The sequence below is a fragment of the Solirubrobacter phytolaccae genome, from assembly GCF_027587195.1.
In the GTDB taxonomy this organism is placed as follows: Bacteria; Actinomycetota; Thermoleophilia; order Solirubrobacterales; family Solirubrobacteraceae; genus Solirubrobacter; species Solirubrobacter phytolaccae.
Genome location: NZ_JAPDDP010000041.1, coordinates 42007 through 67676, shown reverse-complemented (window position 1 = coordinate 67676; position 25670 = coordinate 42007). Strand labels below are relative to the sequence as shown.

Sequence of the window (25670 nt, the reverse complement as noted above, 5' to 3'; positions counted from 1 at the left end):
CCGCGCCCGACCCCGACGCCGCCGCGCTCGCGTTCCTGCAGAGCACCTACGACGCCGCGGCCGTTCTCGGCGCCCGGCCCCGTCGTCGCCGCGAGCGGTGGCGCGTCGCCGAAGCCCGGCATGTCGAGGGCGAGCACGTCGTCGTCGAGGTACGGGAGGACCGAGTCCCACATGTGCCGGTCGGTCCCCAGCGCGTGGAGCAGGACCAGCGTCACGCGCGAAGCAGCAGCGCGGTCAGCACCGCGGAGCCGCCGGCGACCGCGGCCGTCTTGGGCGCGGCCCCGTCCGGCAGCCCGGACTTGCCGAGCACCGTCGAGACGACGTCGCTCACGTCACCCGCGATGCTCGCCGCCAGCAGCGGCTTGAGCGGCTTGTCGTCGAGGACCGCGCCGATCGCCAGCGCGTGCAGGACGATCTCGCGCGCCCCGAGCGCTCGCAGCGCGACGCGCGCCGGGTCGTCGAGCGGCCCGAGCCAGGACTTGGTGATCTTGTCGGGCGCGAGCAGCAGCCCCGCGCCGTACAGCACGCGGAACCCGAGGATCCCGATCGCCGCGCGCTTCATACCGCCACCCCCACGGCGCTCGGCGACGTGACCGCCTCGGCCGTCGCGATCTGCCCGCGCCAGCGCGGCTTGGCCAACACGATCTGCACGCTGCCGATCCTCCGTTCCGTGAACCCCGCCTCGCAGAAGCTCAGGTAGAGCCGCCACAGGCGCAGGAAGCGCTCGTCGTAGCCGAGGGCCTGGATCCGGTCCTCGGTCGCGTCCACGTTCGCGCGCCAGCGGCGCAGCGTCTCCGCGTAGTGCGGCGTGATGTCCTCGAGGTCGACCATGCGGAAGTCGCTGTCGCGCGCGACGCTGCGCGCGATCACCTCGACCGACGGCAGGCAGCCGTTCGGGAAGATCAGCGAGTTCATGAACGACCGCTGCGCCTTCTCGACGTCGTAGAGCCGGTCGTCGATCGTGATCGCCTGCAGCGCCATCGCGCCCTCGGGCCGGATCAGCGCCGCGCAACGCTCGAAGAACGTGCCGAAGTCCTTCCAGCCGACCGCCTCGATCATCTCGATCGAGACGAGCTTGTCGTACTGGCCTTCGAGCTCGCGGTAGTCGTTGAGCAGCACGGTCACGCGGTCCTCGAGCCCGGCCTCGCGCACGCGCGCCAGCGCCAGGTCCCGCTGCTCGCGCGAGAGCGTCGTGGTCGTCACGCGGCACCCGCGCGTGGAGGCCGCGTGCACGGCGAACCCGCCCCAGCCCGTGCCGATCTCCAGCACGTGGTCCGACGGCTGGATGTCGAGCTTGTCGCAGATCCGGTCCAGCTTGGCCCGGGACGCTTCCGCGAGCGACATGTCGCGCCGCTCGAAGATCGCCGCCGAGTACATCATCGTCTCGTCGAGCATCAGCTCGAACAGGTCGTTGCCGAGGTCGTAGTGCGCGGCGATGTCCTCGCGTGAGCGCAGCGGCGTATTGCGGACGAGGAAGGAGCGGCCTCGCTGCCACGGCTCGCGGACGGGCGTCAGGGCGCGGCGGATGGCGTCGATCCCGCCGAGGTTGCGGGCCGCGACCTCGACCACCGCGGTCACGTCCGGCGAATCCCACTTGCCGGCCACGAAGGTCTGGGCGAAGCCCTTGCCACCGCGGGCCAGCGCCGGCCACACCGACGGGTCGTGGACGACCACGGTGGCCTGTGGGGAGCCCGACCCGAACACGCGGCGCGCGCCGCCCTCCACCAGGGTCAGCTGGCCGGACTCGATGCGCTCCAGCAGCGCGACGACGAGCCTGCGGGCAACACGTTCGATCATCAAGAAGTCTCCGTACGAGGGTGGGGATGATGCGGCACGCCCTTGAGCTTCAAGGCCACGCCGTGCGCGTAGATGAGCGGCAGCGTGCGCAGCGTGGAGGCGATCAACGCGCTCCAGCGCCGCGGGCGCCGTCGCAGGTTCAACGTCGCGTCGAACGCGAGCTCGCCGTCGCGACGCGACTCGATGTGCATCGAGAGCGTCTCGCCGGGCTCGGCCGCGCGGACGAAGTAGGTGTGGTCCATCGCCATGAACGGCGAGACGTGGAACTCCTTCTCGAACGAGCCGCCGCGGGCGCCGAGCACGTAGCTGTGCTGCTCGCCCCACGGCGTGTTCGTGACCTGGGCGACGATCCAGCGCACCGCTTCGCCCTCGTAGCCGTAATAGAAGGCCACCGGGTTGAAGCCGAACGGGTACGAGAGCAGCCGGATCTCGCCGTCGAACGGCTCGCCGACGAGCTCGAGCACCTCGCGCCGGGAGAGGAAGCCGCGCCGGCCCTCCCCCAGGTCCCGCCACGCCATCGCGAGCCGGTACTTGAAGGCGTGCGAGGCCGGAGCGAACCGGCGGTGGCGGATGGTGCCCGCGTACATCACAGGCGCGCCCCGAAGTGCTCGGCGACGCGCGCGCCGCTCACGACGCCGTCCTCGTGGAAGCCCCAGCGCCAGTACGCGCCCGCGTAGTGCGTGCGGTTGACGCCGCTGATCTCGTGGTGGCGGGCCTGGGCGCGGGCGCCGGCGGCGGTGAAGACGGGGTGCGCATAGGAGAACGTGCGCAGGACCTTCCCCGGATCGATCGCGTTCGAACGATTCAGGGTCACGCAGAACTCGCGGTCGGCGGTGAGCGCCTGCAGGCGGTTCATGTGGTAGGTGACCGTCGTCATCCCGGTCGGCTCGGGCAGCAGGTGGTAGTTCCAGCTCGCCCACGCCCGCTTGCGCCGCGGCAGCAGCCGCGTGTCCGTGTGCAGGACCGCCTCGTTGGGCTGGTACGGGATCGCGCCGAGGATCTCGTGCTCGCGGTCGGTCGCGTCGTCGCCGAGCATGTGCAGCGCCTGATCGGAGTGGGTCGCGATCACGACCTCGTCGAAGCGCTCGGGCTCACCGCCGCGCGGCGTGACGGTCACGCCGTCCTCGTCGCGCGTGATCGCGGTCACCGGCGTCGCCAGGCGCATCGTCAACGGCGCGGTGATCGCGTCCACGTACGAGCGCGAACCGCCGACGACGGTCCGCCACTGCGGGCGCTTCGCGAAGCCGAGCATCCCGTGGTTGTCGAAGAACTCGACCAGGAACCGTGCCGGGAACGTCCACATCTGGCGCGGGTCCGCCGACCACACGGCGGACGCCTGCGGCACGATCAGCCGCTCTACGAACGGCTTGGAGTAGTCGCCCTCCTCCAGCCAGTGCCCGAGCGACGGGCCTTCGCCGCCGGTCGCCAGCAGCGTGCGGGCGTTGCGGTTGAACTTCACCAGGTCGAAGACCATGCGGTGGAACCACGGCGTGACCAGGTGGGCGCGCTTGGCGAACAGACCGTTCGCCGAGGAGCCCGTGTACTCGAAGTCGCCGCCGTCGGAGACGCCGAAGCTCATGTTCGACGGCTGTGCGCTGACCTTCAGCCGCTCCAGCAGACGCTCGAAGTACGGGTAGTTGCGGTCGTTGAAGACGATGAAGCCGGTGTCCACGTGATGGGTGGCGTCCTCGGTGTCCACACGGACGGTGTTGGCGTGACCGCCCGCGTGCTCGCCCGCCTCGAACACGGTGACGTCGTGCTCGCCGTGGAGCAGGTGAGCCGTGGCCAGGCCCGAGATGCCGGCGCCGACGATCGCGATCCTCATCGCTTGTAGTTCGCGCGGCAACCGCCACTCGGATCATTTCTCAGTGGCGATTCGCGATCGAGATCGGCACACTGGCCTGCGATGTCAGTCGTTGCCCGCCTTCTCGGAGCATTGCTCCTGTGCGCTCTCTTCGCCGCTCCGGCGCACGCCCAGAACCCGTACGCCGCCGTGTTCAAGGACCAGTGCTGCTACCTGACGCTGGAGAGCGGCGAGGTCGCCGGCGGGCAGTTCTTCGAGTTCGAGAACAGCGGCGCAGCGTGGGACGTGCGCAACCTCAAGCTGGGGATCGCGGGCCCGTACGAGCGGGACTCGCCGTTCTACCACCCGTCGTGGTACGAGCTGCGACGGCCGGCCAGGCTGCCCGTCCAGGCCGTGCTCAACGGCCAGCGGGCGCGCTTCGGGTTCGCGATCCAGGCCCCGGCCAACGTCGGAACGCAGACGGTGTACCGCGAGCATTTCCAGCTGGTGGCCGAGGGCGAGTACTGGGTCGCGGGCAGCGAGGTCTACCTGGACTACACGGTCCTGCCGTCGGTGCCGCCGAACGTCGGCTTCACGAGCATCCCCGCCGCGGTCAACCGGTCGGGGAAGCTGGAGGTGTCCGTCGACGCCACCGACAACCGCGCGATCCTGCGCGTCGAGTTCAGCGTCGGCGGCAAGACGTTCACGGTCGCCGCCCCGGAGGCGGACGGCCGCACGTTCAAGCTCAGCGTCCCGGCCGAGGAGGTCCCGGCGGGCTCGCACACGCTCATCGCCCGGGCGGTCGACCGGGTCGGCAACTTCGCGACCGCGACCGCGGCGATCACGCTCACGCTCGCCGATCGCGACGGCGACGGCGTGCTCGAGGACACCGACTGCAACGACCGGTCCACGGCCATCAGGCCGGGCGCGACCGACATCCCGGCCAACGGCGTCGACGAGAACTGCGACGGCGCCGATGCGCTACCGCTGGTGAACGCCGCGTTCTCGAGCCAGTGGGTGGCGAGCACCAAGACGACGCGGGTCACGTCGCTGAAGATCAAGGGCGTCCCGATGGGCGCGCGGGTCGAGGTGCGCTGCGCCAAGCGCGGCTGTCCGTTCTCCGTGCGCCGGTTCACGGCCCGCGGGGGCACGCTGGACCTGCGCAGGCAGTACTTCCGCAGGGCGAAGCTGCGCGTCGGGACCACCGTCGAGATCCGTGTGATCGTGCCCGGCTACATCACCAAGGTGGCGCGCTACACGATGCGCAAGAAGCGCACACCGCTCACCGCCTATCTGTGCATGCCGCCCAGCGCGGCGAAGCCGACGCGAACTTGCGCGTAAGCTCCGCCGCGTGCGGCAGCTGAGCAGCCTCGACGCGCAGTTCCTCAACGTCGAATCGGCGCGGATCTACGGGCACGTCGCCTTCCTGGGGATCTACGACCCGTCCGGCGCGCCGGGCGGCAAGCTCGGCGGCCCCGAGGTCAAGGCGCTGCTCGAGTCCCGGCTGCACCTGCTGCCGCCGCTGCGCTGGCGCTTGGTCCAGGTGCCGCTCGGGCTGGACCTTCCCTACTGGGTCGAGGACCCGGACTTCGACCTGGAGTTCCACGTCCGCGAGACCGCGCTGCCCGCGCCGGGCGACGACCGGCAGCTGGCCGAGACCGTCCAGCGCGTGTTCGGGCGCCCGCTCGACCGCGGCCGCCCGCTCTGGGAGATCTACGTCATCCACGGGCTCGAGGACGGCCGTGTCGCGCTGCTGACGAAGATCCACCACTCCGTCGTCGACGGCCTGAGCGGGAACGAGATCATGGGCGTCGTGCTCGACCCCGAGCCGACGGGGCGCGTCGTCGATCCGAAGCCCGCCTCGCCGCCCGCCCCCGCCCCGCTCCCGCGTGACCGGGCGATGCTGCTGCGGGGCCTGCGCGGGCTCCCACGCCAGCCGCTGCGCGCCATCCGGTCGCTCCCGACCACGGTCGCGGGCTTCACCGACCTGCCGGGGGCGAACGCGCTGCCGGGCCTGCCGACGCTCTCGCACGTCTACTCGCGCGTGCGCCGGACGCTGGGCTCCGACGAGTCCACGGACATCCTCGAGGTGACGAAGGCGCGGCCGCCCAAGACGCCGTTCAACGGACCGGTCTCCGCGCACCGGCGCTTCGCGTTCGGCTCGCTCTCGCTCGACTCCGTGCGCCAGATCCGGCGCGACTTCGGCGTCACCGTCAACGACGTCGTCGTCACGCTGTGCGCGGGCGCGGTGCGCGAGTGGCTGCAGGAGCGCGACGCGCTGCCCGAGGACCCGCTCGTGGCGATGATCCCGATGTCCGTCCGCCGCCGGGACGAGCGCGGCACCTGGGGCAACCGGATCTCGATGATGGTCGTGCCGATCCCGACCAACGAGCCCGACCCCGCCGAGCGGCTGCGCCGGACCCACGAGCTGCTGCGCAGCGCGAAGGAGCGCCACAGCGCGCTGCCCGCCTCGCTGCTGACCGACGCCACGGCGTTCATCCCGCCCGCGGTCGCGTCGCTGGCGGCGCGCAACACGGTCGACATCCTCAGCCGCACCCGCCCGCCGCTGAACCTCGTGATCTCCAACGTCCCCGGCCCGCGCAGCTCGCTCTACTGCGCGGGTGCCGAGCTGACCGCGAACTACCCGCTGAGCGTGATCGTCGACGGTGTCGGCCTCAACATCACGGTCGTCTCGTACAAGAACCGCGTGGACTTCGGGATCGTCGGCGACCGCGAGCAGATCGACGACGCCTGGTCCTTCCTGGAGGGCGCGTCGCACGCCCTCCAGGAGCTCGAGAACCTAAAACGCGCCTAAGGCTCGGTTAAACGTCCTGGACGTTTAACTTGCGCAGCGGCCCAGCTTCGCGCCCGGCGAGGAGCAGCGGGTCGTGCGGACCGGGAGCTTGCGCGAGCGGATCTTGAACACCATCTGCTTGCGGGCGCCGGTCGGCGCGGAGACGCGGACGGTGACCGTCGCCCCGGACTTGAGCTTGGCCTTCTTGAACCAGCGCGAGTAGACGTTCAGCGACGTGCCCTTTAGGCGGTAGTACTTCTGCTTCTTGAAGGGGCAGCCCTTGCGCTTGCCCTCGCAGCTGACGGTGATGACCGAGCCCGGAAGCGCGTCGCGGACCTTCAGCGACGTGAAGCGCGTGTAGGTGCGGTAGACCTTGTAGCCGCTGGAGATCACCGGCTTGAACGGCACGGGCGGCGCCGGCGGCGGGGCGTCCACGGCGATGCGGTCGATCGCGGCGTCGTCGAGCTCGATGCCGCCGATGCCCGCGATGAACGTCTCGCGCTTCTTGCCTCCGACGATCTCCCACGTCCGCTTGGACGGCAGCCCACGCAGGACGGTCCCGTCCTTCGGCGTGGCGAGCAGCCGACCGCCGGCGAGGCCGGAGATCGTGCCCGCGTCCACCGCGACGGCGCCCGGGCAGCCGCCCAGCACGCTGCAGTCGAAGAGTTGGATGGCCGCGCCGCCGGCGACGCGGTAGTAGGCGTCGCCGGCCCGCAGGAAGGTGCCCTCGGCCGGCGCGGCGGCGATGTGCGGCTGGGCCGGGGTGCCGGTGCCCGCAAGCCGGAGGGTGAGGCCGTCGATCATCACGGCCGTGCAGCCGGCGCAGCCCGACAACGGCAGCGCGGCGTTGCCCGCGAAGCGGTAGTAGGCACCGTCCTCGACGTTCTGCACGGTCGTGCCGTCGACCGGGAACGAGCGCATGTGCTTGGGCCCGTTGAAGGACCCGAGCCGCTCGAAGGTGCCCCCGTCGACCTGCGTCGGGTCGGCGCAGCCCGGGCCGAGGTCGCAGCGCACGAGCAGCGGGGCCCCGCCGGCGAACCGGTAGGCCGCGCCGTCGGTGACGTTGCGGACCACGGTGCCGTCGACCGGGAACTGGCGCACGTGCGGCGAGTCCCCGTAGGCGACGTCGTCGACCAGGATCTGCGCGGCGCAGCCGGGGCCGTAGCCGCAGCTGGAGATCCACAGCGGCGCCCCGCCCGCCCAGCGGTAGGTGCCGTACGTGGCGCCGTCACTGCCGCCGTGGGTGAGCGCGCCGTCGGCCGGGTACGTCCGGTAGGCGCTCAGGTCGTTCACCTGGGCGAGCCCCTGGCAGCCGTTGGTGGCCGCACACACCCCGGGGCCGATCCACAGGGGCGCGCTGCCGACGATTCGGTAGACCTTGCCACTCGGATCGCCGCTGACCTGCACGAACTCACCGTCGGCCTGGGCGACCGCGGGCGCCACGAGCGCCAGCGCGAGCGCGATGATCGCTGCCCGGATCATGCCGCGCACTTCCCGAGCTTGCCGCCGGCGGCCGCGCAGCGCGTCGTGCGGACCGGGAGCTTGCGGGACCGGATCTTGAACTCCATCTGCTTGCGCTCCCCGCCCGGGCTGGAGACGCGCACGACCACCGTCGCCTTGTTCTTGAGCTTCGCCTTCTTGAACCAGCGCGCCTGGATGTTCAGCGAGCTGCCCGTGAGCCGGTAGTACTTCTGCTTCTTGAACGGGCAGCCCTTCTTCTTGCCCGAGCAGCTGACGGTGATCACCGCGCCCGCCGGGGCGTCGCGCACCTTCAGCGACGTGAAGCGCGTGTAGCGGCGGTAGACCTTGTAGCCGCTCGAGATCACGGGCTTGAAGCTCGGCGGCAGCACCACCGGCTGCGGGCCGGCCGGGACCGGGATGAGGCCGACCGCGCCGTCGTCCACCGAGACACCGGGGACGTTGACGTACGTCTGGCGCCGCTGCCCGCTGACGATCTCCCACAGGACGTTCGACGGGATGCCGCGCAGCACCGTGCCGTCCCTGGGCACCGCGAGCAGCCGACCGCCGGCCAGCCCGCTGATCGTGGCCGGATCCACCGGCACCGCGCCCGCGCAGTTGCCGAGCACGGCGCAGTTGGTCAGCTGCACGGCGGCGCCGCCCGCGACGCGCCAGAACCCGCCGCCCGCGGTGAGGAACGTGTTGTCGTCGGGATACGCCTTCAGGTGCGGGAGCGCCGTGGTGGCCGTGCCCTGCTGGACGAGCGTGCGCGAGTCGATGATCTGCTTCGCGCCGCTCGCGGGCGCGGCGATCAGCAGCGGCGCGCCGCCCGCGATCCGGTAGTGGGCGTTGTCGTCGCCGTTGTAGACGACGGCGCCGTTGGCCGGGAACTGGCGCATGCGCGGCACTTCCGGCGAGTAGGTGCCGAGCTTGGACAGCGTCCCGTTGTCGAACAGGATCGGTGAGCCCGCGCAGCCGGCGCCCATGTCGCAGCGGACGAACAGCGGCGCGCCGCCGGCGAACCGGTAGAAGCCGCCGTCCTCGCCGTTGCGGATCACGGTGCCGTCGGGGACGATCGTCCGCGTGTGCGCGGGGTCGCGCATCGAGCTGTCGGTCACGTCGAACCGCGGCGTGCACGCGGCGTACGTGCACTTGGAGACCCACAGCGGCGTGCCGTTGACGAAGCGGTAGACGCCGGTGTCGTCGACGTTGCGGACCATCGAGCCGTCCACCGGATACTGGCGATAGCCCGCCAAGCTCGGGACGTCGACGCGCCCCTCACACGCGTTGAGGTTGGTGCAATTCGTGATGCGCAGGGCGGAGCCGCCGATCACGCGGTACGTCCAGCCGTTGTTCGTGGTCCGGATGAACGAGCCGTTTGGCTCTACGGCGTGGGCGGTGGCGGTCGGGAGCGCGACGACGAGCAGCGCGGCGAGGATCAGCAGGCGGGACTTCACAGGCGTATCAAACAACGGTGGCACTCTGGAGTTCCGCCCATACCCGCGCGGGAGTCATCGGCAACACGCCAAGACGGATGTCGGTGGCGGCCGCGATGCCGTTCGCGATCGCGGCCGGGACACCGCACACGGGCGGCTCTCCCACGCCCTTGGCGCCGAACGGGCCGTCGGGGGCGGGGACCTCGACCAGCAGGGTCTCGATCGGCGGGACCTGGTCCGTGCTCGGCAGCGCGTACTCGGCGAACGTGCCGCCCTGGAGCTGGCCTTCGTCGGTGTGCGCGAGCTCCTCGAGCAGCGCCCAGCCGATGCCCTGCGCGGTGCCGCCGTGCATCTGACCCTCGACGAGCGCGGGGTTGAGCGCCCTGCCGACGTCCTGGGCGATCACGTGGGCGAGCAGGCGGACCTCGCCGGTCTCGCGGTCCACCTTGACGTGGCTGAGGTGCGCGGCGGCGCCGGGCGCGCGGCTCACCTGGGCGGTCGAGCCGTAGCCCTCGATCGGGCGGTGCCGGCCGGCGAAGGTATAGACCTTGGCCGCGAGGTCGGCGATCGCGACGGCGCGGCCGGGTGCGCCGAGCGGACGGACCTCACCGTCGGCGACCTCCAGGTCCTCGGGGGCGATCTCCAGCTCGGAGGCGGCCACGTCGAGCAGGCGCTGCTTGGCCTCCTCCGCCGCGCGCTCGACCGCGCGCCCGTACGTGTACGTGACCTTCGAGCCGCCGGCCACGCCGCCGTAGGGCGCCGAGCCCGTGTCGCCGGTGACGACGCGCACCTGCTCCTCGGGCAGGCCGAAGGCCTCCGCCGCGATCGCGATGAACGCGTTCTCGATCCCGCTCATGTCCGCCGCGGCCGTGACGACCGTGAGGCGGCCGTCGGAGTCCAGCTTGCAGATCGCGCCGGCGGGCTCCAGGCCGCCGGGCCAGAAGCCGAGCGCGAGGCCGACGCCCTCGTCGGCCGGGAGCGTGTGCCGCTGGGCGTAGAGCGGGTGCTCGCGGACGCGCTCGAGGCACTCGCGGGCGCCGAAGACCTTGATCTCCTGGCCGTCCAGGCCTTTGTCGCCGGCGACGAGCACGTTCTTGAGCCGCAGCTCGATCGGGTCCAGGTCGAGTTCGTCCGCCAGCTCGTCGAGCAGCGTCTCGACCGCGAACGCCGCGGGCGGCGCGCCGGGCGCGCGGTAGGCGCCGGGGCTGACGCGGTTGGTGGTGACGCCGAGCGCGGTCAGGTCGTGCGCGGGCCAGCGGTACGGGCCGGCGGACAGCAGCGCGCTCAGCGCTTCGACGCCCATGTCGCCGAGCCCGCCGCGGTCGCCGACGACGCGGCCGCGGATGGCGGTGAGTGCCCCGTCGGCGGTCGCGCCCAGCTCGAGCTCGAGCAGCTGCCCCGGCGCCGGGTTGCCCGCCGAGAACTCCTCCGTGCGGCTGAAGACGATCCGCACCGGGCGGCGGAGGACGAGCGCCGCGGCGGCCGCGAGCGGCTCGGCGATCATCAGCTTGCCGCCGAACGCGCCGCCGAGCGGCGCGGCCTGGACGCGGACCTTCTCCATCGCCAGCCCGAACGTGTTGGCGAGGCCCTGGCGCGTCATGAACGCGCCCTGCGTGCTCGAGTGCACGACCAGCGTGCCGTCGGGCTCGACCCACGCGAGCGTGGACTGCGGCTCGAGGTAGGCCTGGTGGACCCAGCTCGTCCGGAACCGGCCGCGCACGACGTGGTCGGCGGCCGCGAGGCCGGCTTCGACGTCGCCGGCCTGGAGGCGCTGGCGCACGGCGATGTTCGGCGAGGCCGCGGCGCCGCCGTGATCGCCGTCGCCGCCGCGCGCCTCGTCGCCGCCGCCCCCGTGGGCGTCCGCGGCGCTGTCGTCGTCGCCGGCCCGGGCGGAGATGCGGGCGGGCGGGGCGCCGTCGGCGAGCGCGGCATCCAGGTCCAGCACCGGCTCGAGCCACTCCGTGTCGACGTCGACGAGCGCCGCGCCGTCCTCCGCGGCCGCCTCGCTCTCGGCGATCACCAGCGCGACGGGCTGGCCCGCCCAGACGATCTCCTCGCGCGCGAGCGGCTCCGCGGCGCGCCCCGAGCCGCCGGCCAGCGGCAGGTCGGCGTGCGTGAGCACCGCGACGACGCCGGGTTGCGCGCGGGCCGCTTCCGTATCGATGCCGATGATCCGCGCGTGCGCCTCCGCCGCCAGCACCGGCCGGGCGTGCAGCAGCCCGTGTGCCGGCATGTCCCCCACGAAGCGCGTCGCGCCGCGTACCTTCGCCTCGCCGTCGCGCCGGCGCCGCGCCGTCCCGATCATCCGGCGGACACTAATGGCCGAGCGAAGTGGTAGGAGGCGATTCGCATCCCGTGGTTGAAGTAGAAGCGGTGCGCGTCCTCGCGCTCCGGGCCGACGCCGGAGTCCAGGTGCAGCTGGTCGCAGCCGAGGCGCAGCGCCTCCTCCTCGATCCAGGCGAAGACGCGGTTGGCGTGCCCCTTGCCGCGGTAGGCGGCGCGCGTGACGAGGTCGTCGACGTAGAGCATCCGGCCCGCGAACGTCGTCTCGAGCACGCGGAACCCGCCGACTGCCGCCGCCTCGTCGCCGACGAGGTCCACGACGCTCCGGTAGCCGTTCGCGCGCTGCTCGTCGATCCGCGCGGCGAGCGCCTCGACGGTCTGGAAGTGCGGCCGCAGCTCGATCAGCGCGGCGGCGGCGAGGTGGGACTCACCCGGTTCGATCTCACGGACCATCCGGGAGATATAGCGCCGCCGCGTTGTCCCACAGGGCGCGCTCACCGCCGAGCTCGGCCACCAGCTCCAGGTCGGCGTCCACGAACGGCCGTGGCGAGCGCGTGCCGGGGAGGTCGGTGCCGAACAGCAGCGCGGCCGGGTTGACGGCGACGATCGCGCGCAGCGTCGCCGGCACGTCCAGCGTCAGCGCACCGAAGCGCGTCGCTTTCACGCGGGCGCCGCACGCGACCAGCTCCAGGAGCGCCGGAAGCGCGTCGGCGGTCAGCCCGAGGTGGTCGATGACGAGGCGCTCCGGGTTCAGGCCGCGCGGAAGCGCACGCGGGTCGCCGTAGACCTCGAGGTGCCAACCGACCAGTGCGTCGAGTCGCCGGGCCATCTCCACGAGGCCCGTGGGCGCCGTGTTCCGGTGCAGGTTGGCGCGAAACGCGCGCACACCGGCGCTGTGCAGCGTGCGCACCTCGTCCTCGGTGATCCCCGGCGGTACCTGGGCGACGCCCACGAACGTCGGCCCGAGCCGCTCCAGGGCGTCGATCAGGTACCCCTGGTCGTAGGCCTGGAAGGAGCCGGAGACCACGGCGCCGCCCGCGGCTTCGAACCGCGCGCGGTAGTCGTCGACCGTGAACGGCTCGGGCAGGAACCCCTGGTTCTCCACGAGCGGGAAACGCGGATCGACGATGTGAAGATGTGTGTCGAAGACCCGCACTTGAGGAAGCGTCGCAGGCTGCCGAGATACAACGTAGGTACTTCGTATGACTGCGCTCCGCCTCGCCCACCGCCGACTCCGCTCCCGCTCGCTTGCGATCGGTCAGACCGCGCTCGCCGCGCTGACCGCCTGGTACCTCTGCGTCTGGCTGCTGCCGGACCCCGAGCCGGTGTTCGCGTGCATCGCGACCGTGATCGCGATCGGCGCCACGCACGGCCAGCACGGCCAGCGCGCGCTGCATCTGATCGCGGGCGTCGTGCTCGGCCTGACGTTGTCCGCCGTGCTCGTGCACCTGATCGGCACCGGCCCGTGGCAGCTCGCGCTGCTCGTGATCGCCGCGATGTCGGTCGGCGTGCTGTTCAACGGCTCCGACCTCGTGATCGGCGAGGCCGCCGTCTCGGCGATGCTGCTCCTGATGATCGGCGGCACGAACGCGCCGAACCGCATCTTCGAAGCGGTCATCGGCGGCGTCGTGGCGCTCGCCATCGTCGTCATCTTCCCGCCCAAGGCGATCCTGCACGTCGGCCGTGCCGGACAGGCGGTCATGGCCGCGCTCGGCCAGTCGCTCGAGCGGGTCGCGGCCGCGCTCGCCGCCGGCGACGCCGACAAGGCCGAGTCCGCGCTGGTCCAGGCCCGCGCCATCGACGCGCTGCTGGACGCGCTCGACGACGCGCTGGAGATGGGCCGCGAGACCGTCCGCACGGCGCCGACCCGGTTCGCCGAGCGCGAGCCGGTCGAGCGCTACAGCCGCTCCTTCGAGCAGATCGATCTCGCCGTCCGCAACACCCGCGTGCTCGCCCGCCACGCGCACCGCGCCCTGCGGTCCGGCCACGCGCCGACCGGCGTCGCCGCCTCGGTCACCGACCTGGCGCGCGCGGTCTGGGATCTCGCCGCCGCGTTCGACGACCCCGCTCGCGCGGCCGACGCCCGTGAGCACGCCGCCCGCGCCGCCGCCGGAGCGGCGACCGACGCGCTCGGCGAGAGCGTCCGCTCCACCGCCGTGGACCTGATGCGCGCCGCCGAGCTCGTCGCCGGCGCACCGGACGAGCTGCCGACCGAAGAGATCCTGCTGGCGCTGCCCGCTCAGCCGGCCGAGGTCGTCGCGCTCACCCGCAGCGAGCGCAGCGCCGCCTCCACGCGCGAGAGCTCCGAGAGCATGGCGTCCGCCGCCTGATCGAGCACGTCGTTCGGGCGGAACTCGCCGTCCTCGCCGACGAACTGGGCGACGAACGGGATGTTCACGGCCTCCACGACCGCGGTCATCCGCAGCGCGCCGACCACCGGCTTGAGCGCCTGCATCGCGCGGGTGCCCGCCGCGATCCCGCCGTAGCTGACGAAGCCGACCGGCTTGTGCGCCCACTCGGTGTGCAGGAAGTCGATGGCGTTCTTGAGCGGCGCGTTGAAGCTGTGGTTGTACTCGGGCGTGACGAAGACGAACGCGTCCGCGGCGTCCACGCGCGCGCTCCAGTCCTTCGTGTGCTGATGCTCGTACTGCTGCAACCGCGGGTGCTTGGGCTCGTCCATGAACGGCAGCGCCAGCTCCGCGAGGTCGACCGGGTCGACCTCGAACGCGCCGTGGCGTTCCGCGTGGGCGTTGAACCAGTTGAACACCGGCAGCCCGACGCGTCCTGGGCGGGTGCTGGCGAGGATCACTTGCAGTTGCGACATGGGTTCAGCCTGCCCGCGGTCATGCCTCTCGACGCGCCACGATCCGGACGTCCACGTTCGGGAGCGCATTCAGGATCCTGACGATCTGCGGCTCGGCGAAGCGGCTGAGCCCGCGCCGCGGCTCGGGCGGGCCGACGAGCACGTAGGTCGTGCCGCGCTCGCGGGCGACGCGCTGCAGCACCGCGATCTCCTCGCCCTCGTCGACGAGCAGGTGCGCGCCGACCATCGCCGCGAGCCGGCGCAGCGCCTCCAGCCGGGCGCGCTGGTCCGCCGACGCCTCGGACTCGGGGTCGCGGACGACGAGCACGTCGAGCGTCGCGCCGAGCCGCGCGGCCGACCGGGCGGCGCGGCGCACGACCCGCTCTCCCGCCTCGTCAAGGGAGACGAACGCCAGCAGCCGCTCGGCGATCGGCGGCGCGTCCACGCGTCGCGCCTCGACCGTCTCGGCCACCTGCCGCAGCGCGACCTCGCGCAGCGCGCGCAGGTTCTCGACCCGGAAGAAGCCGTTGAGCGCGGCGGGCACGCGGCCGGCGTCGTAGACCTTGCCGTCGCGCAGGCGCCGGACCAGGTCCTCGGGCGGCAGGTCGATCAGCACGATCTCGTCGGCCTTGGCCAGCTCGTCGTCGGGCACGGTCTCGCGCACGCGCACGCCCGTGAGCTCGGCCACCTGGTCGTTCAAGGACTCCAGGTGCTGGACGTTGACGGTGGAGTACACGTCGATGCCCGCGGCGCGCACGTCGGCGATGTCGTCGTAGCGCTTCGGGTGCTCGACGCCGGGCGCGTTCGTGTGCGCGAGCTCGTCGATCAGGCACAGCTCCGGGGCGCGGGCCAGGATGCCCGGCAGGTCCATCTCCTCCAGCTGGACGTCGCGGTAGGCGACGCGCCGGCGCGGGAGCAGCTCCAGCCCTTCGGCCATCCGCTGCGTCTCCGCGCGGTTGTGCGTCTCGAGCAGCCCGACGACGACGTCGCGGCCCGACTCGGCCTGCGCCTGGGCCTCCGACAGCATCCGGTACGTCTTGCCGACGCCCGCCGCCATGCCCAGGAAGATCTTGTAGTGGCCCGCCATGCGTAGGCTCTCAGCCTGCCATGAACGACCGCCCGCGCGTGCTCGTCGTCGACGACGAGCCCCAGATCCTGCGCGCCCTGCGCATCATCCTGCGCGAGGCGGGCTTCGAGGTGCTGCAGGCCGCGACGGCCGAGGAGGCGCTCGACCAGGCGGCGCTGAAGCCACCCGCGGCGGCGATCGTCGACCTCGTCCTGCCCGACCGTGACGGCGTCGAGGTCACGCGCGAGCTGCGCACCTGGACGCAGATCCCGATCATCGTGCTCAGCGCGGTCGGCGAGGAGGACGAGAAGGTCCGCGCCCTTGCGGCGGGCGCCGACGACTACGTGACCAAGCCGTTCGGTCCGCGTGAGCTGGTCGCTCGCCTGCAGGCCGCGCTGCGCCGCGCCGACCCGGGCGTCGCGGAGCCGGTGATCGAGGCCGACGGCCTGCGGATCGACCTCGCCGCGCACACGGTCGCGGTCGACGGCGCGGGCGTGCACCTCACGCCGATCGAGTTCAACCTGCTGCGCACCCTGGCCAAGAACCGGGGCCGGCTCCTCACCCACCGCGCGCTGCTGGTCGAGGTCTGGGGCCCGGAGTACGCCGACGACGTGCAGGTGCTGCGGGTGCACATGTCCAACCTGCGGCGCAAGATCGGCGCGCGCTATCTGCACACCGATCCGGGTGTGGGCTACCGCTTCGCCGCCTGAGCCGCCGATTACTCAAGTCCGGCGAACGCGGTCCGATAGGCCGGGACATGACCCGTTCGGCCGTCCTGCTCACCTTCCTGCTCCTGCTGATCCCGTCCTCCGCCTCCGCGGCGAGCCGTATTCAAGACGGCCTGATCGGCGCCAGCTACGACAAATCCTGTGCGATCGAGGCCGACGGCACCCCGCGGTGCTGGGGCACCGCTTCAAGCCAGGGCAGCGCGGCGATCCCGGGCGGGCTCGGCAAGGTGCGCTGGCTCTCGGTCGGCGCGCACTCGACGTGCGCGATCAAGGTCGATGGCACCCCCGTCTGCTGGGGCGTGGGCTCGACCATCTCCATCCCGGGCTCGGTCGGCCCCGTCAACCAGGTGTACAGCAGCGAGACGCACGCGTGCGCGATCGAGGTCGACGCGTCGCTCAGCTGCTGGGGCGGCAACAGCGACGGGCAGCTCAACCTGCCGCCCGGCCGGTACCTCGACGTCGGCGTCGGCAACCGGAACACCTGCGCGCTCGCCGAGGACGGCACGATCGCCTGCGCCGGGTACAACTCCCAGGGCCAGTCGTCCCCGCCGGCGGGGATGTTCAAGGCGATCAGCCTGAGCCGCAGCAGCGGCTGCGCGATCGCGACCGACAACACGGTGACCTGCTGGGGCCTCAACGGCAACAACGCTCCCGGCGGCCTCGGCCCGGTCCGGCAGGTCGCGACCGGCGATGACACCGCGTGCGCGATCAAGGTCGACAACGAGGTCGAGTGCTGGGGCGCGGCCTCAGCGCCCGTCGGGCTCGGCCCCGTGACGTCGATCTCGATCTACTGGGCGACGGCCTGCGCGATCAAGGTCGACGGCACCACCGCCTGCTGGGGCAACAACGGCTTCGGCCAGCGCAACGCGCCCACGGGCACGTTCGGCCGTCGCGTCGTCGAGGCCGACGAGCAGAGCACCTGCGTGATCGACCTCGACAGCTCGCCGCTGTGCGTCGGCAACAACGGCCAGAACTCGGGCACGATCCCCGGCTCCGTCGGCGACGTCACGCAGATCTCCCTCAGCCCACTGCACGGCTGCGCGGTCAAGGTCGACGGCACCGCCGCGTGCTGGGGCTTCAACGCCAACGGCCAGACCACCGTCCCCGGCGGCCTCGGCCAGGTCCTGCAAGTGGGTGCCGGCGCGCAGCACTCGTGCGCGCTCAAGGCCGACTCGTCCGTGCAGTGTTGGGGCAGCAACACCTACGGGCAGACCAGCGTGCCGGTGTGGCTGGCCCCCGTCAAGCAGCTCGCCGTCGGCCACTCGCACACGTGCGTGCTTCAGGTCGACAGCCAGGTCCTGTGCTGGGGCGACAACTCGAGCGGCCAGACCAACTCGCCGCCGTACACGGCCAAGGCGCTGAGCTCCGGAAACAGCGCGACGTGCGCGGTCAAGCTCGACGGCACGCCGGAGTGCTGGGGCGCCGGCCCCGCCGCGGCGCTCCCGGCCGGGCTCACCGACCTCACCGACGTGACCATGTCCCAGAACGCCGGCTGCGTGTCCGGCGGCGACGGCACGCCCACGTGCTGGGGTGAGAACGACGCCGACTTCGGCAGCACGCGCGCCATCCAGCTGACCGGCGGCCACTACCACGCGTGCGCGATCGACGGCGACGGCTACGTCGACTGCCAGGGCAGCGACCAGCTGCTGCAGATGATCAAGCCGGCCACGTTCTCGGGCGCGACGTCCAGCCTGATCGGGAAGGACGCGTTCTCGCTCCCGCCCGCGACCGGCGTGGGCCGCCCCGCCGCGACCTTCGCCGTCACGGCGGGCACGCTGCCGAACGGCCTGTCGCTCGACCCGGGTACGGGCCAGATCACCGGCACGGCCCTGGCCGAGGGCGACGCGACGGTCACGCTGACGGCGACGAACGGCCTGACCTCGCCGGCCGCCAAGACGCTGACGCTGACGGTCGACCAGACCGCCCCGGTCACCACCGACGACGTGCCCACCACGGCCGTCAAGGCGGCGGTGCCGGTCACGCTGCACGCCACCGACGCCCGCAGCGCCGTGGCGCGCACCTACTACACGACGGGCGCCTCGCCCGCCCTGCCGACGACCGCCTCGGCCGTGTACGACCCGGCCAACAAGCCCGTGCTCGGCAACGGCGAGCAGATCCGCTACTTCAGCGTCGACAAGGCCGGCAACGCCGAGCCCGCGAAGTCGAGCGTCACCGTGGCGGTCCAGGCGCCGCCGCCCGTGCCGCCCATGCCGCCCGTGCCACCCGTCGCCACCCCTACGCCCCAGCCGCCCGCGCGGGAGACCCGGGCCGCGGTCGCCGCGCCCAAGCAGCTCGCGCTCAGCCGCGACAGCATCACGCTCAACGTCACCTGCTCGACGGCCTGCCGCGCGACCGGCTCCGGCACGGTCACGATCGGCGGCCGCACGTTCGGCAAGCTCACCGCGAAGCCGATCGCCGTCACCGCGAACGCCAAGGCGCGCGTGAAGCTCCGGACGACGCGAGCGCTGCGGACCGCGCTGCGCCGCTACCTCAGCCGGCATCCGAAGGCGGTCGCCACGTTCCGCCTGAAGGTCAAGGTCACGACCGCCAGCGGCACGACGACGCACCCGGTGACGATCAAGGTCCGGCGCCTGGAGCGCTAGCGGAGCGCGAGCAACTCGAGGGCGCCGGCGCGGAGATCCGCTCCGCCGTCGGCGCCCGACAGCCCCTGCAGCAGCGCCTGCTGGAACAGCCCGTCCAGCATCGCGTAGATCCGAGCTGAAGGGAATGCGGGGTCCGTGCCACGCAGCTCCGCGTGGCGGCTGACCACGCGCCAGATCATCTGCTCGAGCGCGGCGTCGATCTCGACCGCGCTCTCGCGCAGGGCCACGTCGAACTGCGCCTGCGAGCGCAGGTCGTACCAGAGGCGGTGCATCGCGGCGTCCTCGACCACCGTCATGACGAGCGCGTCCGCGAACCGCTCCGCCAGCTCCTCCGCGTCGGCCGCCGACTCCACGATCGCGTCGTAGCGGGTGACGCACTCCGCCTTGTACTGGCGCACGCAGTAGGTGATCAGCTCCGCCTTGTCGGCGAAGTAGTAGTGCACGACGCCGTGCGAGTAGGGCGAGTTCTGGGCGATCTCGCGCAGCGAGGCGCGGGCGTAGCCGAGCTCCCCGAGCGTCTGCAGCGCGGCCGTGGCGAGCTCGCGCCGACGCGCCTCGAACTTGTCCGCCGGCGGGGTCCTCGTCGCAGCCATCGACGGCGAAGCGTACCGGCCTTGACAAGCGTCAAGCAATCTCTTGACAACTGTCAAGCACGAGTCGTAGGGTCCGGTGCAGTCCAGGCGACAAGAGGAGAGAGATGGCTCAGGACACGCTCGCGGGTCGGCACGCGCTGGTAACCGGCGGCGCGCAGGGGCTCGGCGCGGGGATGGCGCAGGCGCTCGCCGCGGCCGGCGCGCAGGTGATGATCGGCGACGTCCAGGAGGACCTCGCGGCCGAGACCGCCTCCGCGCTCGGCGGGAAGGCCACGCGCCTCGACGTGACTGACGAGGCCAGCTGGGAAGCGGCCGTCGGCGCGACGATCGAGCAGCTCGGCGGGTTCGACATCCTCGTCAACAACGCCGGCATCGAGCTCTCGTCGCTGATCGTCGACATCGACGCGGGTGACCTGCGCAAGATGCTCGAGGTCAACGTGCTCGGCACGGCGCTCGGCGTCAAGCACGCGCTGCGCGCCATGCGCCCCGACGGCGCGGCGGGTAAGGGCGGCGCCATCGTCAACGTCTCTTCGGTCGCCGCGACGATCGCCTTCCCGGGCATCGCGGGCTACTCGGCGACCAAGTCCGCCGTGGACCGGCTCACGCGCGTCGCCGCCTTCGAGGCCGGCAAGCTCGGCCTCGGCGTGCGCGTGAACTGCGTCTACCCCGGCCTCGTGCCGACCGCGATGGGCCAGAAGCTCGCCGTCGACATGGCCGAGCTCGGCCTGTTCGAGAGCCCGGAGGCGGCGGTCGGCGCCGTCGTCGAGCAGACGCCGCTCGGGCGCCTCGGGGAGGTCGCGGACATGGCCGACGCGGTCGTCTTCCTCGCGTCCGACCAGGCGCGCTTCATCACCGGCATCGGCCTGCCCGTCGACGGCGGGATGGGGATGTAGGCGATGGCCAAGCCCGTCGTCGTCTACGGCGCGTCCGGCTACACCGGCCGCCTGATCTGTGAGTACCTGCGCGAGCACCACGTCCCGTTCACGGCGATCGGCCGTGACCTGGAGCGCACGAGCGACGTCGTCGCCCACGTGCCCGGCGTGGACACGATCGACCACGAGGTCACCACCGCCACGCACGACGTCGCCTCCCTCACCGAAGCGTTCGAGGGCGCGTCCGTGGTCTGCAACTGCGTCGGCCCGTTCATCTCCTACGGGCACGAAGTCGCCGAGGCGTGCCTCGCGGTCGGCGCCCACTACCTGGACACGACCGGCGAGCAGGACTGGGTGCTCGAGGCGCAGGAGCGTTGGGGCGAAGCGTTCGCCGAGGCCGGGCTGCTGCTCTCCCCCGGCGTCGCGCAGATGTACACCACGGGCGAGATCGCGGCCAATCTCGCGCTCGAGACGCCCGGGATGGAGACGCTGGACATCCTCGTGCTCTGGAAGGGCTTCCCGACCTACGCGTCGACCCAGACGATCTTCACGATCCTCAAGGCCGACTGGTTCCACCTGGTCAACAACGAGTACGTCGCGTGGGACCACACCGCCACGCGCATGTGCGGCGTCCCCGGCCAGCACGAGGTGGCGCTGACGGTTCCGTGGGGCGGCACCTGCCACCCGGTGTGGTTCAAGAGCGACCCGCGCGTGTCCACCGTGACCGTCACCGGCGGCGTCATGGACCGGGCCGTGATGGACGGCGTCGTCGCCACGACGCAGATGTTCGAGGAGCAGATCCGGCCGCTCGCCCCCGCCGAGCAGGAGGCCAAGCTCGCGGAGATCGCGGCGGGCCTGCAGGCCGGGATGCCGCCGCGCGAGAACCCGCGCGTGAACATCTCCGTCGACAGCGTGCACGCGAGCGGGCCGCTCGGCCGGGCGCACTGCGTCATCCACGGCAACTCGAACTACAAGCAGACCGGGCTGCTGCAGGCGTGGGGCGCGTACTCGCTGCTCCAGCAGGCGCCCAAGCGCGTCGGGCTCGCGAGCGCGTGCCAGGCGTTCGGGCACCGCGAGCTGCTCGGCGTGCTCCGGGCGCACGGCCTGGTCATGAAGCCGGTCCTGACGGTCCAGGACTGACGTGTCGTCGCTCGTCGACTACCTGGACAAGGGCGCGTCGCTCGGCCGCGACGCGCCGTGCCTGGTCGAGGGCGCGCAGACGGTCAGCTACGGCGAGGTGCAGGACCTGAGCTGGTCGGTGGCCGGCGCGCTGTCGGCCGCCGGCGTCCGGCCCGGTGACAAGGTCGGGATCCTCTCCGCCAACAACGCGCGGGCGTTCGCGTGCGTGTTCGGGATCGCGCGGCTCGGGGCGGTCTGGTGCCCGATCAACCCGCGCAACGAGACCGCGGAGAACCGCGCGCTGCTGGAGCTGTTCGACTGCGACTGCCTGCTCTACCACTCCGCCTACGAGGCGATGGTGCGGGAGATCCCGCTGCGCGTCGCGGTCTGCCTCGATCGCGACGACGAGTTCGTGGACTGGCTCTCCCAGCGCGACCCCGTCGAGCCGTCCGACCCGCCCGAGGACCTCGCGATGCTGGTCGGCACCGGCGGCACGACCGGCCTGCCCAAGGGCGTGATGCTGACCGCGCGCAACCTGGAGACGATGACCGCGCTGACGCTGATGGGCTACCCGTTCGCGGGTCGGCCGGCGTACCTCGCGCTCGCGCCGCTCACCCACGCCGCCGGCGTCCTCTGCTTCCCGGTGCTGGCGCTGGGCGGCCGGATCGTGGTCATGCCCAAGCCGGACCTCGGCGCGTTCCTGGAGCTCATCGAGCGCGAGCGGATCACGCACACGTTCCTCCCGCCGACGCTGATCTACATGCTGCTCGGCCACGCGCGGGTGCACGAGACCGACTTCTCCTCGCTGCAGTGCTTCTGGTACGGCGCGGCACCGATGTCGGTCGCGCGCCTGGCGGAGGCGCTCGTGGTGATCGGGCCGGTGATGGCGCAGCTGTTCGGCCAGAGCGAGGCGCCGATGATGGTCTCGATGCTCCCGCCCGCCGAGCACTTCGACTCGAGCGGGAACGTGGCGACGCGGCGGTTGGCCTCTGCCGGGCGGCCTTCGCCGCTCGTGCAGGTCGCGATCATGGACGCCGACGGCCACGTGCTGGGCACCGGCGAGCGCGGCGAGATCGTGGTGCGCGGCTCGCTCGTCATGGCCGGCTACTACAAGGACCCCGAGGCGACCGCCCAGGCGTCGCGCTTCGGCTGGCACCACACCGGCGACGTCGGCTACCTCGACGACGAGGGCTACCTGTTCATCGTCGACCGCCTGAAGGACATGATCATCACCGGCGGCTTCAACGTCTACTCGGCGGAGGTCGAGCAGGCGCTGATGCAGCATCCCGCGGTGCGCGACTGCGCCGTCATCGGCCTGCCCGACGAGAAGTGGGGCGAGCGCGTGGAGGCGGTGGTCGAGCTCAAGCCGGGCGTCGAGACGTCGGTGCCCGAGCTGATCGGGTTCGTGAAGGAGCGGATCGGCAGCGTGAAGGCCCCGAAGGCGATCGCGATCTGGACCGAGCTGCCGCGCTCGCGCGTCGGCAAGGTGCTCAAGACCGAGGTGCGCACCTCGCTACTCGGCGGGTAGCAACCCTGCGTTGCGGAGCCCGCGCAGGACCTCGGCGGCCAGCTCGGCGCCCTTGTCCTCGGGGGCTTCGCTATCCGGGTCGACCTTGACGGAGAGCCGGTAGCCCTCGTACTTGGTCTCGAGGTGGATCTTCCAGCTGAACGGGAAGCCCTTCGTCATCCCGGCCGCGAACCGGTTGGGGTCGAGCTCCTCATCCTTGTCCTGCATCAGCCCCGCGCCCAGGCGGGCGTGCGGCGGCCGGAAGTCGTAGTAGTGCCCTTCCGGCGCGGCGTAGAGCCAGATCGTCCGGTCCGCCGGGAGCGTCGGGTGCTTGAAGGACACGTAGCGCTGGATGTAGCCGCGCCCGTTCCGCGACCGGCGCGTGAGCTTGCTCAGCTCCGCGTCGGGGATCTCCGCGGCGACAAGGTCGGCCGCCCGCTCGACGGCGACCTTGCCCCACGTTTCGAACTCGGCGTCTTCCACGACGCCCGAGGTTACGCGGTCGTCTCGACCTTGAAGTAGCCGATCGCCTCACGCAGGTCCTCGGCGGTCCCGGCCAGGGTGGTCGAGCTCGCGGCGATCTCCTGCGTCGTCGCGCTCGTCTCCTGCGTGGAGGCGGACACCTGCTCGGCGGACGCGCTGGAGGACTCGGCGACCGCGGCGATGCCGGCGATGTCGGCCTGCATGCGGTCGGCGTCGCCGGCGATCGTGCGGACGACCTGCGCGATCTCGGTGACGCGGCCGCTCATGTCCTCGACGCCGGTGCCGATCCGCTCGAACGCCTCGCGGGTGCGCTCGACGGTGTCGACGCCCTCCCCGGTGCGGTGCGTGCTGTCGGCGACGATCGCGACGACCCGCTCGGTCTCGCCCTGCATCTCGGCGATCAGCTGGGAGATCTGCGAAGCGGCGGCCTGAGACTCCTCGGCCAGCTTGCGGACCTCCTCGGCCACGACCGCGAAGCCACGGCCCTGCTCACCCGCGCGGGCGGCCTCGATCGCGGCGTTCAGCGCGAGCAGGTTCGTCTGCTCGGCCAGCATCGTGATCGTGGCGACGATCCCGCCGATGTGCTCGGAGCGGGTCGACAGCTCACCGATCGCGGCGCTGACACCGCGCGACGTGTCGGCGAGCGCACGAATCGCCTCGGACGCCTCGTTGGCGGCGGCGACGCCCTCCTTGGCGATCGCGCGGGTCTCCTCCGCGACCTCGGCCGTGTGGCCGGCGCTGTCGGCGCTCTCGGCGGCGGTGCGGGCCGCGGCCAGGGCGGTCTCGCGCGTGGTCTCCACCAGGCGCACCTGGCGCTCGGCGCCCGCGGCGACCTCACCCACGGCGTCGGCGATCTCGGTCACGGCGCGGCCGGCCTCGTCGGACGTGGCGGACATCTCCTGCGAAGCGCTTGCGACCGAGGACGCCGACACGTGCAGTCGCCCGACCAGCTCGCGCAGCTTGCCGACCATGTCCTTGAACGCGTTGCCGAGCCGGTCGTCCTCGGACTTGGGCTCGACGTCGACCGTGAGGTCGCCGTGGCCGATCCGCTCGGCGGCGCCAGCCATCTCGCGCAGGTAGTCGACCATCTCGCTGAACGCGGTGGCCATCGTGCCGAACTCGTCGCGGCGGTCGATGACCGGCGCGTCGTCGATCTTGCCGGCGGCGATCGCCTCCATCTGCGGCGTCAGCACACTCAGCGGGCGCAGCATGCGGGACGCGAACCAGACGGCGACGGCGGCCGCGATCAGCGCGACGAGCACGCCGACGATCAGCATGTTGCGGCGCGTGGCGGAGGCGGCGGCCTCGACGTCGGACTTCAGGTAGCCCGCGTACCACATGCCGATCGCCTTGCCGTCCGCCCCGCGAATCGGCGCGTAGTGGCTGATGACGGTCTTGTCGACGACGATCGCCTCGCCGGTGAAGGCCTTGTCGCCGCCGTAGACCGCGTCGTGGACCTTCTGCGAGACGGTCGTGCCGACGTTGCGCTTGCCGTTGGTCTTGCCCGTCGTGTTCACGCGGACGTCGCCCTGGAAGATCGTCACGTAGGCGCCCGCGCCCATGTTCTTGGCGGCGTGGTCGACGAGCGCGGCGTCGTCGAGCGGGCGGACCGTGATCAACCGGCCGCCGTCCGCGGTCTTGCCGGACGCGACGACCGCGAGCCGGTCCGTGACCTCGTCCGTGTCCACCTTCACGCCGACCTCGGTCGGCTTGACCGCGATCGGGTTCGAGAGGCCGAGCGCCTCCAGGTCGGCGGCGGGCACGACCGTGAAGCCCGAGCCGTCCTCGGTGAGCGCGGCGGCCAGCGCGGACTTGGTACCGGCCTTCTCCCCGGTGAGGATGCGACCGTCGGCGTCGACGGCCATCGACGCGGCGCCCTTCCCGGGCTTCGCGACGAGCGCGTAGGCCTCGGCGGCGGGCTCACCCGTGGCCAGCGCGGCCTGGATCCGCGCCTCGAGGGCGGTCCCGGCGTCGGCGGCCTGATCGCCCAGCGCGGTGGCCGCCGTGGTGGCGGCCGCGGCCTGGCGGGCGTTGGTCTCGTCGACGGCGTCGTCGATCCCGCGCAGCGCGAGCACCGTGATGACGGCGCCGACGACCACGACGGACAGGACTACAAGGGCAGCGAGTTTGTGGCGAACTGAATGTACGGCAGGCATTGGCCACCGCATTCGGACCCCTGGTGCACATCTTGAATACAAGGCCCCACGGACGGGGGAAACCGCCTTTACGGGATCTGTATGCGGCGCGCCGGAGTCTGTACGGGTCCTTGAGGGGCGCGGTTCCAGCCTGCAAGGCATGGATTTCGTCGCCGTCGCACTGGCCCTGGTGGCCTTTCTCGCGCTCTA

General features: G+C 72.1%; 23 protein-coding genes. 8 read left to right on the top strand and 15 right to left on the bottom strand.

The features are described 5' to 3' along the window. The 5 genes from OJ997_RS21095 to OJ997_RS21075 all read right to left on the bottom strand — a co-directional run. The coding region (locus OJ997_RS21095; RefSeq protein WP_270027210.1) for an alpha/beta fold hydrolase at positions 1-215 on the bottom strand (215 nt) is incomplete at its 3' end. Beyond that, positions 212-562, bottom strand: a complete 351-nt coding sequence (locus OJ997_RS21090) for a hypothetical protein (protein ID WP_270027209.1) — start codon at positions 560-562, stop codon at positions 212-214. The genes OJ997_RS21090 and OJ997_RS21095, both read right to left, overlap by 4 nt. Continuing rightward, positions 559-1797: an SAM-dependent methyltransferase gene (locus OJ997_RS21085; protein WP_270027208.1), complete on the bottom strand. Its 1239-nt coding sequence runs from the start codon at positions 1795-1797 to the stop codon at positions 559-561. Before OJ997_RS21085 ends, OJ997_RS21090 begins: the two co-directional genes overlap by 4 nt. After that, entirely contained in the window at positions 1797-2384 is a 588-nt protein-coding gene (locus OJ997_RS21080) for a DUF1365 domain-containing protein (RefSeq protein WP_270027207.1), read from the bottom strand. The genes OJ997_RS21085 and OJ997_RS21080 overlap by 1 nt, the downstream gene beginning before the upstream one ends. Next, positions 2384-3622: an NAD(P)/FAD-dependent oxidoreductase gene (locus OJ997_RS21075; protein WP_270027206.1), complete on the bottom strand. Its 1239-nt coding sequence runs from the start codon at positions 3620-3622 to the stop codon at positions 2384-2386. Before OJ997_RS21075 ends, OJ997_RS21080 begins: the two co-directional genes overlap by 1 nt. A gap of 81 nt (positions 3623-3703) precedes the next feature. Here OJ997_RS21075 and OJ997_RS21070 point away from each other — a divergent pair, with 81 nt between their 5' ends. Further along, entirely contained in the window at positions 3704-4921 is a 1218-nt protein-coding gene (locus OJ997_RS21070; protein WP_270027205.1) for a MopE-related protein, read from the top strand. Between the two features lie 10 nt (positions 4922-4931). Continuing rightward, positions 4932-6395: a WS/DGAT/MGAT family O-acyltransferase gene (locus OJ997_RS21065; RefSeq protein ID WP_270027204.1), complete on the top strand. Its 1464-nt coding sequence runs from the start codon at positions 4932-4934 to the stop codon at positions 6393-6395. 24 nt (positions 6396-6419) lie between these two features. Here the strand turns inward: OJ997_RS21065 and OJ997_RS21060 are convergent, their stop codons facing one another. From OJ997_RS21060 to OJ997_RS21040, 5 genes are read right to left on the bottom strand one after another with little or no spacing between them, the layout of a single operon-like run. Beyond that, the gene (locus OJ997_RS21060; RefSeq protein ID WP_270027203.1) at positions 6420-7856 is read right to left on the bottom strand and encodes a hypothetical protein; all 1437 of its coding nucleotides are present in this window, start codon (positions 7854-7856) and stop codon (positions 6420-6422) included. Then, entirely contained in the window at positions 7853-9289 is a 1437-nt protein-coding gene (locus tag OJ997_RS21055; RefSeq protein WP_270027202.1) for a hypothetical protein, read from the bottom strand. The genes OJ997_RS21060 and OJ997_RS21055 overlap by 4 nt, the downstream gene beginning before the upstream one ends. Before the next feature lie 7 nt (positions 9290-9296). After that, positions 9297-11573 (bottom strand): xanthine dehydrogenase family protein molybdopterin-binding subunit, encoded by a 2277-nt coding sequence (locus tag OJ997_RS21050; protein WP_270027201.1) that lies wholly within the window; start codon positions 11571-11573, stop codon positions 9297-9299. Further along, positions 11570-12004, bottom strand: coding sequence for a GNAT family N-acetyltransferase (locus OJ997_RS21045; RefSeq protein ID WP_270027200.1), 435 nt, complete (start codon positions 12002-12004; stop codon positions 11570-11572). The genes OJ997_RS21050 and OJ997_RS21045 overlap by 4 nt, the downstream gene beginning before the upstream one ends. Beyond that, positions 11994-12707 (bottom strand): amidohydrolase family protein, encoded by a 714-nt coding sequence (locus OJ997_RS21040; RefSeq protein ID WP_270027199.1) that lies wholly within the window; start codon positions 12705-12707, stop codon positions 11994-11996. The genes OJ997_RS21045 and OJ997_RS21040 overlap by 11 nt, the downstream gene beginning before the upstream one ends. Positions 12708-12753: 46 nt before the next feature. On the opposite strand from OJ997_RS21040, the gene OJ997_RS21035 reads away from it, so the two are divergent. Continuing rightward, entirely contained in the window at positions 12754-13881 is a 1128-nt protein-coding gene (locus OJ997_RS21035) for an FUSC family protein (RefSeq protein ID WP_270027198.1), read from the top strand. Here OJ997_RS21035 and OJ997_RS21030 read toward each other — a convergent pair. Continuing rightward, positions 13791-14375: an NADPH-dependent FMN reductase gene (locus OJ997_RS21030; RefSeq protein WP_270027197.1), complete on the bottom strand. Its 585-nt coding sequence runs from the start codon at positions 14373-14375 to the stop codon at positions 13791-13793. The genes OJ997_RS21035 and OJ997_RS21030 overlap by 91 nt on opposite strands. Before the next feature lie 19 nt (positions 14376-14394). Beyond that, a complete protein-coding gene (locus OJ997_RS21025; RefSeq protein WP_270027196.1) occupies positions 14395-15441 on the bottom strand; it encodes a histidine kinase in 1047 nt (348 codons plus the stop codon). 20 nt (positions 15442-15461) lie between these two features. On the opposite strand from OJ997_RS21025, the gene OJ997_RS21020 reads away from it, so the two are divergent. Together OJ997_RS21020 and OJ997_RS21015 are read left to right on the top strand one after the other, a co-directional pair. Beyond that, positions 15462-16130 (top strand): response regulator transcription factor, encoded by a 669-nt coding sequence (locus OJ997_RS21020; RefSeq protein WP_270027195.1) that lies wholly within the window; start codon positions 15462-15464, stop codon positions 16128-16130. Between the two features lie 47 nt (positions 16131-16177). Then, positions 16178-18751 carry a putative Ig domain-containing protein gene (locus OJ997_RS21015; RefSeq protein WP_270027194.1) on the top strand — a complete coding sequence of 858 codons (2574 nt, stop codon included), beginning with the start codon at positions 16178-16180 and terminating at the stop codon, positions 18749-18751. Here OJ997_RS21015 and OJ997_RS21010 read toward each other — a convergent pair. Then, on the bottom strand, positions 18748-19344 hold the full coding sequence (locus tag OJ997_RS21010; protein WP_270027193.1) for a TetR/AcrR family transcriptional regulator: 597 nt from the start codon (positions 19342-19344) through the stop codon (positions 18748-18750). The two genes, OJ997_RS21015 and OJ997_RS21010, sit on opposite strands and share 4 nt — an antisense overlap. Positions 19345-19448: 104 nt before the next feature. Between OJ997_RS21010 and OJ997_RS21005 the strand changes: the two genes are divergently transcribed. Genes OJ997_RS21005 through OJ997_RS20995 form a run of 3 tightly spaced genes read left to right on the top strand, consistent with a single transcriptional unit; the run spans position 19449 to position 22863 of the window. Further along, complete coding sequence (locus OJ997_RS21005) at positions 19449-20237, top strand: SDR family NAD(P)-dependent oxidoreductase (protein WP_270027192.1); 789 nt, start codon at positions 19449-19451, stop codon at positions 20235-20237. 3 nt (positions 20238-20240) lie between these two features. Continuing rightward, a complete protein-coding gene (locus OJ997_RS21000) occupies positions 20241-21356 on the top strand; it encodes a DUF5938 domain-containing protein (protein WP_270027191.1) in 1116 nt (371 codons plus the stop codon). Between the two features lies 1 nt (position 21357). Then, positions 21358-22863, top strand: a complete 1506-nt coding sequence (locus tag OJ997_RS20995) for an acyl-CoA synthetase (protein WP_270027190.1) — start codon at positions 21358-21360, stop codon at positions 22861-22863. Here OJ997_RS20995 and OJ997_RS20990 read toward each other — a convergent pair. After that, entirely contained in the window at positions 22849-23325 is a 477-nt protein-coding gene (locus OJ997_RS20990; protein ID WP_270027189.1) for a hypothetical protein, read from the bottom strand. The genes OJ997_RS20995 and OJ997_RS20990 overlap by 15 nt on opposite strands. Positions 23326-23336: 11 nt before the next feature. Further along, positions 23337-25424, bottom strand: coding sequence for a methyl-accepting chemotaxis protein (locus OJ997_RS20985; RefSeq protein WP_270027188.1), 2088 nt, complete (start codon positions 25422-25424; stop codon positions 23337-23339). Between the last annotated feature and the right edge of the window lie 246 nt (positions 25425-25670).

Excerpts from the sequence above, each read along its gene's own strand:
- OJ997_RS21080 (WP_270027207.1), bottom strand. The coding sequence starts at position 2,384 with ATGTACGCGGGCACCATCCGCCACCGCCGGTTCGCTCCGGCCTCGCAC.
- OJ997_RS21010 (WP_270027193.1), bottom strand. The coding sequence starts at position 19,344 with ATGGCTGCGACGAGGACCCCGCCGGCGGACAAGTTCGAGGCGCGTCGG.
- OJ997_RS21025 (WP_270027196.1), bottom strand. The coding sequence starts at position 15,441 with ATGGCGGGCCACTACAAGATCTTCCTGGGCATGGCGGCGGGCGTCGGC.
- OJ997_RS21030 (WP_270027197.1), bottom strand. The coding sequence starts at position 14,375 with ATGTCGCAACTGCAAGTGATCCTCGCCAGCACCCGCCCAGGACGCGTC.
- OJ997_RS21005 (WP_270027192.1), top strand. The coding sequence starts at position 19,449 with ATGGCTCAGGACACGCTCGCGGGTCGGCACGCGCTGGTAACCGGCGGC.
- OJ997_RS21075 (WP_270027206.1), bottom strand. The coding sequence starts at position 3,622 with ATGAGGATCGCGATCGTCGGCGCCGGCATCTCGGGCCTGGCCACGGCT.
- OJ997_RS21085 (WP_270027208.1), bottom strand. The coding sequence starts at position 1,797 with ATGATCGAACGTGTTGCCCGCAGGCTCGTCGTCGCGCTGCTGGAGCGC.
- OJ997_RS21070 (WP_270027205.1), top strand. The coding sequence starts at position 3,704 with ATGTCAGTCGTTGCCCGCCTTCTCGGAGCATTGCTCCTGTGCGCTCTC.
- OJ997_RS21020 (WP_270027195.1), top strand. The coding sequence starts at position 15,462 with ATGAACGACCGCCCGCGCGTGCTCGTCGTCGACGACGAGCCCCAGATC.
- OJ997_RS21035 (WP_270027198.1), top strand. The coding sequence starts at position 12,754 with ATGACTGCGCTCCGCCTCGCCCACCGCCGACTCCGCTCCCGCTCGCTT.
- OJ997_RS21000 (WP_270027191.1), top strand. The coding sequence starts at position 20,241 with ATGGCCAAGCCCGTCGTCGTCTACGGCGCGTCCGGCTACACCGGCCGC.
- OJ997_RS21015 (WP_270027194.1), top strand. The coding sequence starts at position 16,178 with ATGACCCGTTCGGCCGTCCTGCTCACCTTCCTGCTCCTGCTGATCCCG.
- OJ997_RS21045 (WP_270027200.1), bottom strand. The coding sequence starts at position 12,004 with ATGGTCCGTGAGATCGAACCGGGTGAGTCCCACCTCGCCGCCGCCGCG.
- OJ997_RS21050 (WP_270027201.1), bottom strand. The coding sequence starts at position 11,573 with ATGATCGGGACGGCGCGGCGCCGGCGCGACGGCGAGGCGAAGGTACGC.
- OJ997_RS21060 (WP_270027203.1), bottom strand. The coding sequence starts at position 7,856 with ATGATCCGGGCAGCGATCATCGCGCTCGCGCTGGCGCTCGTGGCGCCC.
- OJ997_RS21090 (WP_270027209.1), bottom strand. The coding sequence starts at position 562 with ATGAAGCGCGCGGCGATCGGGATCCTCGGGTTCCGCGTGCTGTACGGC.